Source organism: Sphaerisporangium siamense (assembly GCF_014205275.1).
GTDB lineage: Bacteria > Actinomycetota > Actinomycetes > Streptosporangiales > Streptosporangiaceae > Sphaerisporangium > Sphaerisporangium siamense.
On record NZ_JACHND010000001.1, the window covers coordinates 6,251,500 to 6,264,218 of the forward strand.

At 74.5% G+C, this 12,719-nt stretch carries 10 protein-coding genes; 7 read left to right on the forward strand and 3 right to left on the reverse strand.

Features of this window, described 5'->3' with window-relative positions:
• The first annotated feature begins 76 nt into the window (after positions 1 to 76).
• The 4 genes from BJ982_RS28640 to BJ982_RS28655 all read left to right on the forward strand — a co-directional run bounded on the left by BJ982_RS28640 (position 77) and on the right by BJ982_RS28655 (position 4,287).
• Positions 77 to 1,102 carry a FecCD family ABC transporter permease gene (locus BJ982_RS28640; protein ID WP_184885144.1) on the forward strand — a complete coding sequence of 342 codons (1,026 nt, stop codon included), beginning with the start codon at positions 77 to 79 and terminating at the stop codon, positions 1,100 to 1,102.
• 3 nt (positions 1,103 to 1,105) lie between these two features.
• The gene (locus tag BJ982_RS28645; RefSeq protein WP_184885145.1) at positions 1,106 to 2,194 is read left to right on the forward strand and encodes a FecCD family ABC transporter permease; all 1,089 of its coding nucleotides are present in this window, start codon (positions 1,106 to 1,108) and stop codon (positions 2,192 to 2,194) included.
• A gap of 3 nt (positions 2,195 to 2,197) precedes the next feature.
• Positions 2,198 to 2,992, forward strand: a complete 795-nt coding sequence (locus tag BJ982_RS28650; RefSeq protein WP_184885146.1) for an ABC transporter ATP-binding protein — start codon at positions 2,198 to 2,200, stop codon at positions 2,990 to 2,992.
• A 113-nt stretch (positions 2,993 to 3,105) separates the two neighbouring features.
• Positions 3,106 to 4,287, forward strand: a complete 1,182-nt coding sequence (locus BJ982_RS28655; protein ID WP_184885148.1) for an anhydro-N-acetylmuramic acid kinase — start codon at positions 3,106 to 3,108, stop codon at positions 4,285 to 4,287.
• Positions 4,288 to 4,335: 48 nt separating this feature from the next.
• Here the strand turns inward: BJ982_RS28655 and BJ982_RS28660 are convergent, their stop codons facing one another.
• Positions 4,336 to 5,283, reverse strand: a complete 948-nt coding sequence (locus tag BJ982_RS28660; RefSeq protein ID WP_184885149.1) for a methionyl-tRNA formyltransferase — start codon at positions 5,281 to 5,283, stop codon at positions 4,336 to 4,338.
• A gap of 115 nt (positions 5,284 to 5,398) precedes the next feature.
• Between BJ982_RS28660 and BJ982_RS28665 the strand changes: the two genes are divergently transcribed.
• Entirely contained in the window at positions 5,399 to 6,733 is a 1,335-nt protein-coding gene (locus BJ982_RS28665) for a lysine N(6)-hydroxylase/L-ornithine N(5)-oxygenase family protein (protein WP_184885150.1), read from the forward strand.
• A 53-nt stretch (positions 6,734 to 6,786) separates the two neighbouring features.
• Positions 6,787 to 8,364 carry an SIP domain-containing protein gene (locus tag BJ982_RS28670; protein WP_184885151.1) on the forward strand — a complete coding sequence of 526 codons (1,578 nt, stop codon included), beginning with the start codon at positions 6,787 to 6,789 and terminating at the stop codon, positions 8,362 to 8,364.
• An 82-nt stretch (positions 8,365 to 8,446) separates the two neighbouring features.
• On the opposite strand, the gene BJ982_RS40645 is transcribed toward BJ982_RS28670, so the two are convergent.
• On the reverse strand, positions 8,447 to 9,271 hold the full coding sequence (locus tag BJ982_RS40645; protein WP_184885152.1) for a hypothetical protein: 825 nt from the start codon (positions 9,269 to 9,271) through the stop codon (positions 8,447 to 8,449).
• A gap of 389 nt (positions 9,272 to 9,660) precedes the next feature.
• Between BJ982_RS40645 and BJ982_RS28680 the strand changes: the two genes are divergently transcribed.
• Positions 9,661 to 10,257 (forward strand): HD domain-containing protein, encoded by a 597-nt coding sequence (locus tag BJ982_RS28680; protein WP_184885153.1) that lies wholly within the window; start codon positions 9,661 to 9,663, stop codon positions 10,255 to 10,257.
• Between the two features lie 30 nt (positions 10,258 to 10,287).
• Here BJ982_RS28680 and BJ982_RS28685 read toward each other — a convergent pair whose 3' ends face one another.
• Positions 10,288 to 12,690, reverse strand: a complete 2,403-nt coding sequence (locus tag BJ982_RS28685) for a S8 family serine peptidase (protein WP_184885155.1) — start codon at positions 12,688 to 12,690, stop codon at positions 10,288 to 10,290.
• Positions 12,691 to 12,719: the final 29 nt, after the last annotated feature.

Here is a 12,719-nt window from a genome sequence, read left to right on the forward strand (position 1 = left end):
CATCCCTGGGGCGCATGGTTTTCCGACCGAAAATCAGGTATGCCTCACTTAAGGAAGTCACAGTGGAGACATCGCGGTGACCCGCGCCCAAGGGCTACGGCCCGCGTTCCTCCTGGTGCTGCTCGGTGCCGTCCTGCTCGTCCTGTGCCTGCTCTCCATCGCGCTCGGCGCACGAGGGATCCCCCTGGACCAGGTGCTGCGCGCGCTCGCCGGCCATCCCGACAGCCGTCTCGTCGACAACGTCGTCTGGACGGTCCGCGTGCCGCGCACGGCGCTCGGGGTGACCGCCGGCGCGGCGCTCGGCCTGGCGGGCGCGCTCATGCAGGCCCTCACCCGCAACCCGCTCGCCGACCCCGGCGTGCTCGGCGTCAGCGCCGGCGCCGCGTTCGCCATTGTGTTCTCCGTCGCCGTGCTCGGCCTCGGATCGCTGCTCGGGTACATCTGGTTCGCCTTCGCCGGCGCCTTCGCCGCGGGCGTCCTGGTGTTCCTGCTCGGCAGAATGGGACGCTCGGGGCTGACACCGGTCAAGCTCGCGCTCGCGGGCATCGCGATGACGTCGCTGCTCACCTCGCTGACCAGCGCCATCGTCCTGACCGCCCCCGACGCGCTGAACCGCTACCGCTTCTGGTCGGCGGGGTCGCTCGCCGACCAGGGAAGCGAGACCGTGCTGCGGGTGCTGCCGTTCGTGGTCGCGGGGGCGCTGCTGGCCATGGCGTGCGCGCCCGCCCTGAACAGCCTCGCGCTCGGGGACGACGTGGCCGCCTCGCTGGGCCGGCGCCTCGGGCTCGTCCGCCTGCAGGGCGTGGCCGCGGTCACGCTGCTGACCGGCGCCACGGTGTCGGTCATCGGCCCGGTGGTCTTCCTCGGCCTGGTCATCCCGCACGCCGCCCGCGCGCTCGCGCAACGTGCCGGGATAGGGCCGGACCACCGCTGGCTGCTTCCGCTGTCGGCGGTGCTCGCGCCCTGCCTGCTGCTGGCCGCGGACATCGCCGGGCGCATGGTCGCGCGGCCGGTCGAGATCCAGGCCGGGGTGCTCATCGCGTTCCTCGGCGGGCCGTTCTTCATCGCCATGGTCCGCCGTCGCAAGCTCGCGGAGGTGTGAGCCGTGGTCCGCACCTCCGGCGAGACCCGGGCCGGCGACACCGCCGCCGTCCCCGCGCGCCGGCACTTCCGCCTCGCCGTCCCGCCCGTCTCCGGCGTCCTGCGGCCCCGCCTGGTCGCGGTGTGCGCGGCGCTGCTGGCCGCGACGTTCCTGGTGTTCTGCTGGGGCGTCTCGATGGGCGACGTCCCCATCGGGCTCACCGCCGTGATGAAGGCCCTGGCAGGCCAGGGCGACCCGGGGACGCTGCTGGTCGTCAGGGAGCTGCGGCTGCCGCGCGCCCTGGTCGGGCTGCTCGCGGGCGTCGCCTTCGCCGTGTCCGGCGCCCTGTTCCAGACGATGACCCGCAACCCGCTGGCCTCCCCCGACATGATCGGCCTCACCGAGGGCGCGGGGACGGCCGTGGTCGCGGGGATCGTGCTCGGCTGGGACGCCGGCATCGGCGTGCAGGCGCTCGGCCTGACCGGCGCGCTCGCCACCGCGCTGCTGGTCTACCTGCTGGCCTGGCGGCGCGGCACGACCGGCTACCGCATCATCCTCGTCGGCATCGGCCTGTCGTGGATCTGCACCAGCGCCACCGACTTCCTGGTGGCGCGGGGCGGACGGTTCCAGGCGCAGGCGGCGCTCGGCTGGCTGGTGGGCAACCTCAACGGCCGCTCGTTCGAGGACGCGATCCCGCTCGCCGTCGCCGTCGCCGTGCTGGTGCCCGCGACACTGGTCCTCGGCCGCCTGCTGCGCACCCTGCAGCTCGGCGACGACGTGGCCGCCGCGCTCGGCACCCGCGTCCAGGCCGTGCGGCTCGGCCTGATGCTGACCGGCGTGGGGCTGGTGGCGTTCGCGACCGCGGCGGCGGGGCCGATCGCGTTCGTGGCGCTGGCCGCGCCGCAGATCGCCCAGCGGCTGGCCGGGGCCGCCCACCCTCCCCCGGTCGCCTCCGCGCTGACCGGGGCCCTGGTGGTGCTCGGCGGCGACCTCGCCGCCCGCACGATCATCCCCGGCACCGAGCTCCCCGTCGGCGTCGTCACCGGCGTCCTCGGGGCGCCCGTCCTGCTCTGGCTGCTCATCCGCGTCAACCGCGCGGGGTCAGGAGGCTGAATCATGGATCCGGACCTGCGGGCGAGCGGCCTGCGCCTGGCGTACGGCGACCGTACGGTGGTCGACGGCCTGGACGTGGTGGTCCCGCCGGGGCGCATCACGGCCATCGTGGGCGCCAACGCGTGCGGCAAGTCGACGCTGTTGCGGGCGCTGGCCCGGCTGCTGGCGCCTTTGGAGGGCGCGGTGCGGCTGGACGGCCGGGCGTTGCGCTCGATCCCGACCCGCGAGCTGGCCCAGCGTCTCGGCATCCTGCCGCAGACGCCGGTCGCGCCCGAGGGGCTGACCGTCATCGACCTGGTCGGCCGGGGCCGGTCGCCGTACCAGACGTGGTGGCGGCAGTGGTCGGCGGCCGACGAGCAGGCCGTGCACGGCGCGCTCGCCGCCACCGGGCTGACCGCCCTGGCCCACCGCCCGGTGGACGAGCTGTCCGGGGGGCAGCGGCAGCGCGCCTGGATCGCCATGGCGGTCGCGCAGGGCACGCAGGTGCTGCTGCTCGACGAGCCGACGACGTACCTGGACCTGGCGCACCAGATCGACGTGCTGGACCTCATCACCGACCTGAACCGTCGCGAGGGCCGGACCATCGTCATGGTGCTGCACGACCTCAACCAGGCCTGCCGGTACGCCGACCACATGATCGCCATGAAGTCCGGCAAGATCGTCACCGAGGGCGCCCCCGCCGACGTCGTCACCGCCGCCACGGTCGAGGACATCTTCGGCCTCCGCTGCCAGGTCACCATGGACCCGATCAGCGCCACCCCCCTGGTGATCCCGAAGGGCCGCCACCACGACGCCTAGCCCGACCGGCGCGGCGCCGGGTCTCGCTCTTCCCCGTTCTCCCAGGTGACGGCTGTCCCGGTCGGGAACGGGAGCGGCGGTAGGCTGCCTGTGGGCGTACGCGGAGAGCGGTCATGAGAATTCTCGGCATGATTTCCGGCACCTCCCACGACGGCATCGACGTGGGCGTGGTCGGCTTCGACCCGGCCTACGCCGGGGGCACGCTGGCCGGGGCGGTCGAGTACACGGCGGTCACCCCCTACCCGTCCGGGTTGCGCGCGCGCCTGGTCAGGGCGCTTCCGCCCGCGGCGGTGACGTTCGCCGAGGTGTGCGAGCTGGACACGCTCATCGGCCAGAGCTTCGCCGAGGCCGCCGGGACGGCGATCGAGCGGGCCGGGCCGGTGGACCTGATCGTCTCGCACGGTCAGACCGTCTTCCACTGGGTCGACGGTCCGCGTGCCCGGGGGACGCTGCAGATCGGCGCCCCCGCCTGGATCGCCGAGCGCACGGGGACGCCTGTGCTGTCGGATGTGCGCGTGCGCGACATCACGGCCGGCGGGCACGGCGCCCCGCTGGTGTGCCTGCTCGACGTCCTGCTGCTCGCCGGGCACCCGGGGACCGCCGCCGTGCTCAACGTGGGAGGGATCGCGAACATGACGGTGGTGCGCGGCCCGGACGAGCCGCTCGCCTACGACATCGGACCGGGCAACGCGCTCATCGACGCCGTCGTGGCGGACCGAGGGCTGAACGCTGACGGGTTCGACCGGGACGGGCGCATCGCCGCCTCCGGGACGGTCGACGAACGCCTTCTCGCGGTGCTGCTCGACGACCCGTTCTACCGGTTGCCCGCCCCCAGGAGCACCGGCAAAGAACTCTTCCACGGGGCCTACGTCGAGGACGCGATGGCGAGGGCGGGCGTGCGGCCGGACGACGCCGGCCTCGTCGCCACCCTCACCGAGCTCACCGTGCGCACCGTCGCCCGCGAGGTGACGGAGTCCGGCGCCGACCTGCTCGTCGTCTCCGGCGGCGGATGCCACAACCCCGTGCTGATGGACGGCCTGCGCCGCGCGTGCCCGGGGGTGACCGTCACCTTCTCCGACGACTACGGCGCGCCGGCCGACGCCAAGGAGGCCATCGCCTTCGCCCTCATCGGCTGGCACACCGCCCACGGCCTGCCGGCAACCGTGCCCGCCGGCACCGGAGCACGCGGCCCGCGCATCCTCGGCGCCCTCACCCCGGGCTCGGGACCGCTCGTCCTCCCGGCCCCGCTCCCCGAGCCTCCCCGGGCTCTGAAGCTGACCCGGCGACGACCCTGACCCGGCGCGGCGGCGGCCCTGAAGACGACCGCCGCCGCGCGGGCCGTGTCAGGGGTGGGCGGTGAGGTAGCCGCCCATGGTGGTGAAGTAGTCGGTCGCGGAGTGCTCGGCGCCGTCGTCGGTGCGCACGCGCCGGACGAGCAGGCCGGGGAGGCGGCCGGTGTGGGCGTCGGCGCCGGCGACGATCACCACGCCGTCGCCCTCGCGGATGAACACCCGGCCGGGGGTTCCGCCGTACCTGGCCTCCGAGACGGCGGCGGAGACGATGCGGATCCTGCGGCCGTCGTGGTAGGTGTACGCGTTGGGGTAGGGGTCGGACTGGGCGCGGACGAGGCGTTCCAGCCGTTCGGCGGGCCAGGTCCAGTCGATGCGGCCGTCCTCGATGGAACGCTTGTGGAAGAAGCTCGCCCGGGCGCGGTCCTGCGGCGTCCAGCGGGCCCGGCCGGAGGCGATGAGGTCGAGCGACTCGCGCACGACCGGGCCGATGAGGTCGACGGTGCGGTGGAACAGGTCGGTCGCGGTGTCGTCCGGCCGGACGGTCACGGCGCGCTGGAGGACGATGTCGCCGGCGTCCAGGCCGGCGTCCATGCGGTGCGCGGTGACGCCGACCTCCTGCTCTCCGTTGATGAGGGCCCAGATGATGGGGGAGAAGCCCGCGTACGCCGGCAGCAGCGAGTCGTGGACGTTGAGCGTGCCGTGCGGCGGCAGGTCGAAGATCTCCGGCGGGAGCCAGGTGCGCCAGTTGTTGGCGACGATGATGTCGGGGGCGGCGTCCTTCACGGCCTGGAGCAGCTCGGCGTCGCCGGGGCGGCGGCGCAGCAGGACGGGCACGTCGTGCTTGGCGGCCAGCTCGGCGACGGAGTCGTCCCAGATCTTCTCGTAGGCGTGGTCGCTCTTGGGGTGGGTGACGACGAGGGTCACCTCGTGACCGGACTCGATCAGGGCCTGCAGCGTGCGATGGCCCCAGGTCTGGTACCCGAACATGACGACCCGCATAAATGGTTCCCCTCTCGAAACCACGAAGACAAAGAAGGTTAGCCTAACCTCATGATTGCAAGGTAAGGCTAACCTTATCTAGCATGTCCATGGCGAAAAAGGAGGAGATGCCGCGGTGAACGCACTGCCCAGCGGGCCGGACGTCGTCTACGACATCCTCGGAGTGGGATTCGGGCCGTCCAATCTGGCACTGGCCATAGCACTCGACGAGCACAACGCGAAGGCCGGCGCGGCGGACCGCCTGCGGGCGGGGTTCCTGGAGAGGCAGCCGAGCTTCGGATGGCACCGCGGCATGCTGATCGACGACGCGACGATGCAGGTCTCGTTCCTGAAGGACCTGGTCACCCTGCGCGACCCGTGCAGTGACTACAGCTTCCTGTGCTACCTGCGCGAACGCGGCAGGCTCGTCGACTTCCTCAACCAGAAGACCCTGTTCCCGCTGCGGGCCGAGTTCCACGACTACCTGGAATGGGCCGCCGCCCGGGTGGACCACCTGGTGGACTACTCCTCGGAGGTGCTCGCCGTCGAGCCGGTCACCTCCCCCGGCGGCGAGATCGCCTGGTTCGACGTGGTCGGCCGCGGCGCCGACGGCCGCACGGTCGTGCGCCGCGCCCGCAACGTCTGCCTGGCCGTCGGCATGGAGCCGCACCTGCCGCCGGACACCGTGCTGTCCGACCGCGTCTTCCACAACAGCGAGCTCGTCCCCCGCGTGGCCGCCCTGGTCGCGGGCGGCTCCCCGGTGCGGCGCGCGCTGGTGCTCGGCGCCGGGCAGAGCGCGGCCGAGGCCGTCGAATACCTGCATCGCTCGTTCGGCGACGCCGAGGTGTGCGCGGTGTTCGCCAAGTACGGCTTCACCCCGGCCGACGACAGCCCGTTCGCCAACCGTATCTTCGACCCCGAGGCGGTGGACGTCTACTTCAACTCCCCGCCCCACGTGAAGCGGTCGCTGTTCGACTACCACCGCGGCACCAACTACTCGGTGGTCGACATGGAGCTGATCGAGGCGCTGTACGCCACCAGCTACCGGGAGAAGGTGCAGGGCCGCGAACGGCTGCGCATGCTCAACGTCTCGCGCATCCGCGACGTGCGGGAGACCGGCGAGGGCCTGGAGGTCACCGTGGAGTACCTGCCCACCGGCGAGCGCGAGGTGCTGGCCGCCGACATACTCGTCCACGCCACCGGCTACCGCTCCCGCGACATCTCCGCGCTGCTCGGCGAGGCCGCCAAGCTGTGCCTGCGCGACGAGGAGGACGGCGTGCGGGTCGGGCGCGACCACCGCGTGGCGGTCGCTCCCCCGGTCACCGCGGGCGTCTACCTGCAGGGCGGCACCGAGCACACGCACGGCATCTCCTCCACGCTGCTGTCGACGACGGCGATCCGCGCGGGCGAGATCCGTGACTCGCTGCTGACGCACCGCGCCACGGCCGCCGTCCTGTCCCCGCCCCGCTGACGCCCCCTCCCCGGGCGGCGCCGCGCCGCACGTCATCCCCGAAAGGCCCGCTCGTGACCGACCTGCTCAGCGCCCCGGCGCCCGGCCTGCCCGACGCCTACGCCGAGGCCGAGATCGACACCGCCTTGGAGGCCCTCGCGCAGGCGGGCGCCCAGCGCTACAGCGGCGGAACGTTCGCCGACGTCGGCTGCGGCCCTGGCGAGGTGGCGGCGGCGATGGCCGAGGACGAGTTCACCGTCACCGCGCGCGACGCCTCCCCGGCGTGGGTCGCGGCGACCCGGGCGCGGTGCGCGGGCCTCGCCGTCACGGCCGAGGTCCGCGAACCGGGCGCGCCGCTGGACGAGGGCGCCTACGACGTCGTCCACTCCTCCTGGGCGCTGCACACCGTGGCCGACGCGGGCGCCGCCGTGCGGTCGATGGCGCGGGCGGTGCGGCCGGGCGGGCTGCTGGTCCTGCAGTGGAGCTTCGCCCAGCCGCGCGCGGAGGGGTTCGTGCTGCGCGACGTCGTGCGGTCGCTCGCCGCCGGGCCCGTGTGGCGCGACCGGCTCGCCGCGGTCCCGTTCGCGCCGCACGCCCACCCGCTGGACGAGGTGCGCGCCGTCCTCGCGGCCGAGGGGCTGGAGGTCCTGCTCGCCGAGGGCGTGCGGGTCACCGACGGGCCCGGCCACGAGGAGGCGTGCCGGGCGGCGGTCGCCGCGCAGGTGCGCGCGCTCGGCGCGGACGGCGCCCGGTTCGCCGGCGCCGTGGTCGAGGCGCTCGCCGCCGCCGGGGCGCTGGACGCGCGCACCGTGCGGCTGACGGCGCGCCGCCCCCGCGCGGAGGAGGCCGCGACCGGCGCCGCGTCGCGGCCGAGGTCGCCGGTGCGCGCGTTCCCGCTGGCCACCGGCATGCTGGAGGTCGTCTCCGCCACGCGGCTGTCCCCGCTGATGCGGCGGATGGTGCTGCGCGTGGACGGCGACCCGCTGCCCGTCGAGGAGCCCGGCGAGATCATCACGCTGGTGTGGCCGGCCCCGGGCGCCGACGTCGTCCTGCCCGAGCGCGGGCGCTGGCGCTTCCCGCCGGGCACCGGGCCGCAGCACGCGGTCAACTACACCGTGCGCCGCCACGACCCGCGGGCCGGGCTCGTGACGATCGACTTCTTCGACCACGGGGAGGAGGCACTCGCCTCGCGGTGGGCGCGGCACGCGGCGCCGGGCGACCGCGTCGGCTACGCCGGCACCCGCGTGCACTGGGCCGCCGACCCCTTCGCCTCCTGGACGCTGCTGGCCGGGGACGAGACCGCGCTGCCCTCGATCGCCGCCGTCACCGAGACGCTTCCGCCGGGAGGGCGCCACATCGCGGTGGTCGAGGTGCGCGACGCCGCCGAGCGCGCGGCGCTGGACGTGGCCCATCCGGAGGTGCACTGGGTGTACCGGGGCGAGCGCGCGCCGGGCGTGGGGCGGGCGATCGAGGACGTCGTGCGCGGCCTGGACCTGCCGCCGGGGCGGGGCCAGGTCTGGGCGGGCGGCGAGTCGCTGATGATCCAGAGCCTGCGCCGGCATCTGACCCGCGAGCGGGGCGTGCCGCGCGACCAGGTGTGCGCGCTCGGGTACTGGAGCATCCCGCGCGACCGGCGCGGGGCGGGGTCCTGACGGACCCCGAGGGACGGGGCGGCCGCGGTGGAGGGTGCCCGCCGCGGCCGCCCGCGTGCTGCTCAGGGGCGCCGGTGTCCGGTCAGGGCGTCGGAGTCGGCGCGGGGGTGGTCGGCACGTCCGTCGGCGACCCGGTCGGCGAACCCGTCGGCGTGGGCAGGTCCGTCGGGAGGTCGGTCGGCGAGCCGGTCGGCGTCGCCGTGGGGGTCCCGGGCGGGACGCTCGGCGACGAGGTGGGGGTGGGGACGGGCGGGGTGGGGCACGGCTTGGGCGTGCGCCACTTCGAGGGCCTGCCGTGCCTCCACTGCCACTGGGGCGGGTACCACCGGTCGTTGTCCCGCCAGAGGTTCCTGACGGGCCGGGACAGGTCGTAGACGTAGGCCGCGGTCGGCGTCTCGACACCGGTCGCGGAGGTCACCGACAGCCAGTCGCCCTGCCTGACCTCGCGGTCACGGCCACCGGCGAAGACCTTGGTGGTGTCGTCCACGATGTAGACCTTCTCGAAGCCGTCGCGGCTGCGGACGGTGATCGAGTCCTCCGCCACGGCGGTGGCCTCGCCGGTCTGGGTGAGCACGGTCACGAAGACGCAGGGGTCCTTCGTGCCGAGGACGATCTCCCCGTGCGGCGCCCCGCTGAGCGCCCACGCGCCGGGGCGTGGCACGCTCGGCGCCGGGGAGGGCGCCGTGGGGGTCGGGGTGGGGAGGTCCGTGGGACCGGCCGTGGGCGTGCCCGTCGGCAGGTCGGTCGGGATCCCCGTGGGAGACTCCGTCGGGAGCGTCGGCGTCCCGGTCGGGGTCTCGCTGACGGTCGGCGTCGGCGACGCGGGCGGCTCGGGAGCCGAGGCCGCCGCCGCGGCCACGCCCACGCCCCCGGACGCCAGGAGCACGGTGGCGGTGGCGACGATCATCGGTCGGTTGATACGGCGGTGCGGCCCACCCTGTTCGTCTCGTCCTTTGTCCGGCTTTCCAGGGTTGGTCGGCATAAGTACGTCCTCCATGCGGTTCGATCGCATCGACGCCCCGCTCGGCACCAGGGTGGCGTGAGGGGGGTGTCCTGGTCCGTCCCCTCCGACACGTTCATGAGCCTCCTCCGTTTTCGCCCGCATCGAGGGGACCGCGAATGACTGCCCGCTTCCCCCGCGCCCATGCCCCTCGCGCCCGCGCCGCCCGCGCGGCGGCGGGCTTCTCTCCTGGTCATCCCGGGGTCCGGGCGGCAAAGAAAAAAGCGGCTTTTGACATTAGACGTACGAAGTCGCCACCTGGGTCCGTCAATCGGACCCTCGCTAGGCTGCCGGGCATGAGGATTCCGTCCGCCGAAGAGATCCGCTCGCTGCACGAGCGGCACGCCCCCTCGCCCGCGGCGTTCGAGGCCGTGTTCACGCACGGGCTGATCGTCGCGGAGATCGCCGCACGGGTCGCCGGCGACGCCGGGCTCGACGTGGACGCGGAGCTGGTCCGGGCCGGGGCGCTGCTGCACGACATCGGGGTGTACCGGCTGTACGGCCCGGACGGGCGGCCCGATTACGCGCAGTACGTGCGCCACGGGATCCTCGGGCACGAGCTGCTGCGCGAGGAGGGGCTGCCCGAGGCGGTCCGCCGCTTCTGCTCGCGCCACACCGGGGTGGGCATCACCCGCGAGGACGTGCGGGCGCAGGGCCTGCCGTTGCCGCCCGGCGACTACGTGGCGGAGACGCCGGAGGAACGGCTCGTCATGTACGCGGACAAGTTCCACAGCAAGAGCGACCCCCCGACGTTCGTGTCCGCTCTGACCTACGCCGCCCGCGTCCGCCGCTTCGGCGAGGACAAGACCCTCGCCTTCAAGGCGATGTGCGAGGACTTCGGCGTGCCCGACCTCACGCCCCTCGCCGCCGCGTACGGGCACGCCGTGGTCTGATCCCGCCCCCACGGCGCGACGTCATGCCGGTCAGCGGACGCGGGTCAGGGTCTCGCCGTTGGAGGCCACCAGGGCGAAGTCCTGGCGGGCGTCGGTGGTGAGCGCCGCGCGGCGGGCGTTGCGCGTCACCGAGGCGCCGAACACCTGGATGACGTACGGGCCCTCGGCCGGGGCGCCGACCACGATCCGCTGGACGTTGTTGACCGGGTGGGGGAACGGGCTCACGTCCCCGGCGGCCACGCCGCCGCCCGGCAGCGCCACGCGCAGGTACAGCTCGTTGACCAGGCCCCCGTTGCCGTTCAGCGACGGCGCGTCGGTCCACACCAGCGTGACGGCGAGCGGCAGCCCCGGGTCGACGCCCTCCAGCCGGTAGAGCCTGCCCTCCCCCGTGCGCACCGCCTCGGCGGGGTCGTCGGCGAACAGCGTCCAGTTCTCGGGCCGCGGCGTGACCGACCGGGCGACGTCCACCCGGCCGAACCCCGACACCATGTTGGGGCCGGAGGGCACCTCGCCGGGGAACTGGCCCGCCATCGGCACCGCCCCGTTGACCAGGAACGCCTTGAGCAGGGCCGCCGACGGTTCGTGCCGGCGCTCGTGCACGAGGTGCTGGCGCACCAGGGCCGCCGCGCCCGCCACGAGCGGCGTCGCCATGCTGGTGCCGCCGCTCCAGCAGTAGAACGGCCGCAGCGCCTCCCCCTGCGCCACCCGGCCCCACAGCGGTTCGGCGTCGGCGGGGAGCACCGAGGACAGCAGGGACAGGATATTGGTGCCGGGGGCCACCACGTCGGGCTTGATCCGCCCGCCCGCGGCCGGGCCCCGCGAGGAGAACGCGGCCATCCCGTCGGCGTTGTCGGAGACGTGCCCGGCCGCGGCGAGTCTCGGCCAGCGCAGCGCGCCGTTCCTGTCGCGTATCCGGTCCCAGGTGACGTCGCGGCCCGGCCGCGGCCGCGAGCCCGCGGGACGGTCGTTCTCGCCCGCGCCCACCGCCAGGCAGTTCTTCGCCGTCGCCGGGGAGCCGACCGAGGTCTGGTCGATGACCCCGTCGGCGTCGCGGTCGGCGCCCTCGTTGCCCGCCGCGAAAAGGATGAGCATGTCGGGGTTGTTCCAGATGAAGTCGTCGAGGACGCGCGCCTTGTCCGGGTAGGCCCCGGCCGTGGCGGCGCCCCAGGAGTTGGTGTGGATGCGCGCCCCCGCCTCGTACGCCTGCCGGAACAGCACGCTCAGGTCGTCGGGCAGCCCGTACAGGCCGGTCGCGGGCGGCGGCCACTCCTCGTCCGGCGGGTCGCCGAGCTCGGCCGCGCTCTTCCACGCCAGCCGCTGGCCGATCGCCTGGAAGAACACCCGCGCCTCCGGCGCCACCCCGGCCGGGACGGTCGGGTCGCCGAGCGAGGCGGCGGCGCGGCCGTCGCCGAGCACGGAGCCGGTGACGTGGGTGCCGTGGCCGGAGTCCCGGTCGGCGGGCCCGTCGTCGTGGCCGGGCGCGTCGTGCGTGAACGGCGCGAGGACCGCGCGGGCCGGCCAGCTCACGATACCGGCCACCCGCCCCCGCACGTCGGGGTGCACGGTGGCCGGGTCACCGGTGTCGAGCCCGGAGTCGGCGACCGCGACGATCTGGTCGGCGCCGGTGAGCCGGTGCCCGGAGAAGACGTTGTCGGGCGGCACCCGCATCACCGTACGCGCGCGGTCGTTCAGCTCGCGCGGGAACACGTGCGGCAGGACCGCCTGCACGCCGCGCACGCCCGCGAGCGCGGCCAGGTCGCCGGCCCGCACGCTGGCCACCAGCGTGCGGTCGGTGGACCACAGGACGCTGCCGCCCGCCTCGCGGACCGCGCCGGACACCTCGCGCAGGCTCTCCCCCGGGAACACCGACACCTCCACCATGCGGCGCCGGTCGCCGTCCCCGTCCTCCCCGTCCATCGCGGCCAGCGCCGCGACGCCGAGCGTGCCGCCGTCGCGGCGCCGCACCTCGGGCGACACCTTCATCGCCGGACGGTAGGGGGTGACCCCGTCCACCCACGGCTTGTCCCGCAGCTCGGCCACGCGCGCGACGGGCATGCCGGCCAGCAGCGTGAACCCGGCCAGGCTGTCGTGGACGGCCGCGCCCAGGGCCCTCAGCTCGGCCAGCCACTCGGGGGCGGGCGGCCCGGCGAGCCGCACCAGGTAGTAGGCGGTGCGGTCCGGCGGCGGCTCCACCGGGGCCGACGCGTCGGCCAGCACCGCGTCGGTGAACGAGAACGAGTTGCCGTTCGTGAAGACCTCCTGCTCGCCGAGCGTCGTGGTCTCGACGCCGAGCCGTTCGACACCGCGCACCTGCGCGCCGGAGCCGCGGACGAGCATGGAGTTCGGGTACCGCGCGAGCACCTCGACGCCGGTCGCGCGGACCGCGCCGTCCTCATCGTTGGACCTCAGGGTCACGAGCACAGTGGTGGACATTCCAACCTCCCGAAGACGCTGCTCCGAGT

Bases quoted from the DNA above. Each gene is read 5' to 3' on its own strand.
- BJ982_RS28650 (WP_184885146.1), top strand. From the start codon at position 2,198: ATGGATCCGGACCTGCGGGCGAGCGGCCTGCGCCTGGCGTACGGCGAC.
- BJ982_RS40645 (WP_184885152.1), bottom strand. From the start codon at position 9,271: ATGATCGTCGCCACCGCCACCGTGCTCCTGGCGTCCGGGGGCGTGGGC.
- BJ982_RS28655 (WP_184885148.1), top strand. From the start codon at position 3,106: ATGAGAATTCTCGGCATGATTTCCGGCACCTCCCACGACGGCATCGAC.
- BJ982_RS28660 (WP_184885149.1), bottom strand. From the start codon at position 5,283: ATGCGGGTCGTCATGTTCGGGTACCAGACCTGGGGCCATCGCACGCTG.
- BJ982_RS28685 (WP_184885155.1), bottom strand. From the start codon at position 12,690: ATGTCCACCACTGTGCTCGTGACCCTGAGGTCCAACGATGAGGACGGC.
- BJ982_RS28680 (WP_184885153.1), top strand. From the start codon at position 9,661: ATGAGGATTCCGTCCGCCGAAGAGATCCGCTCGCTGCACGAGCGGCAC.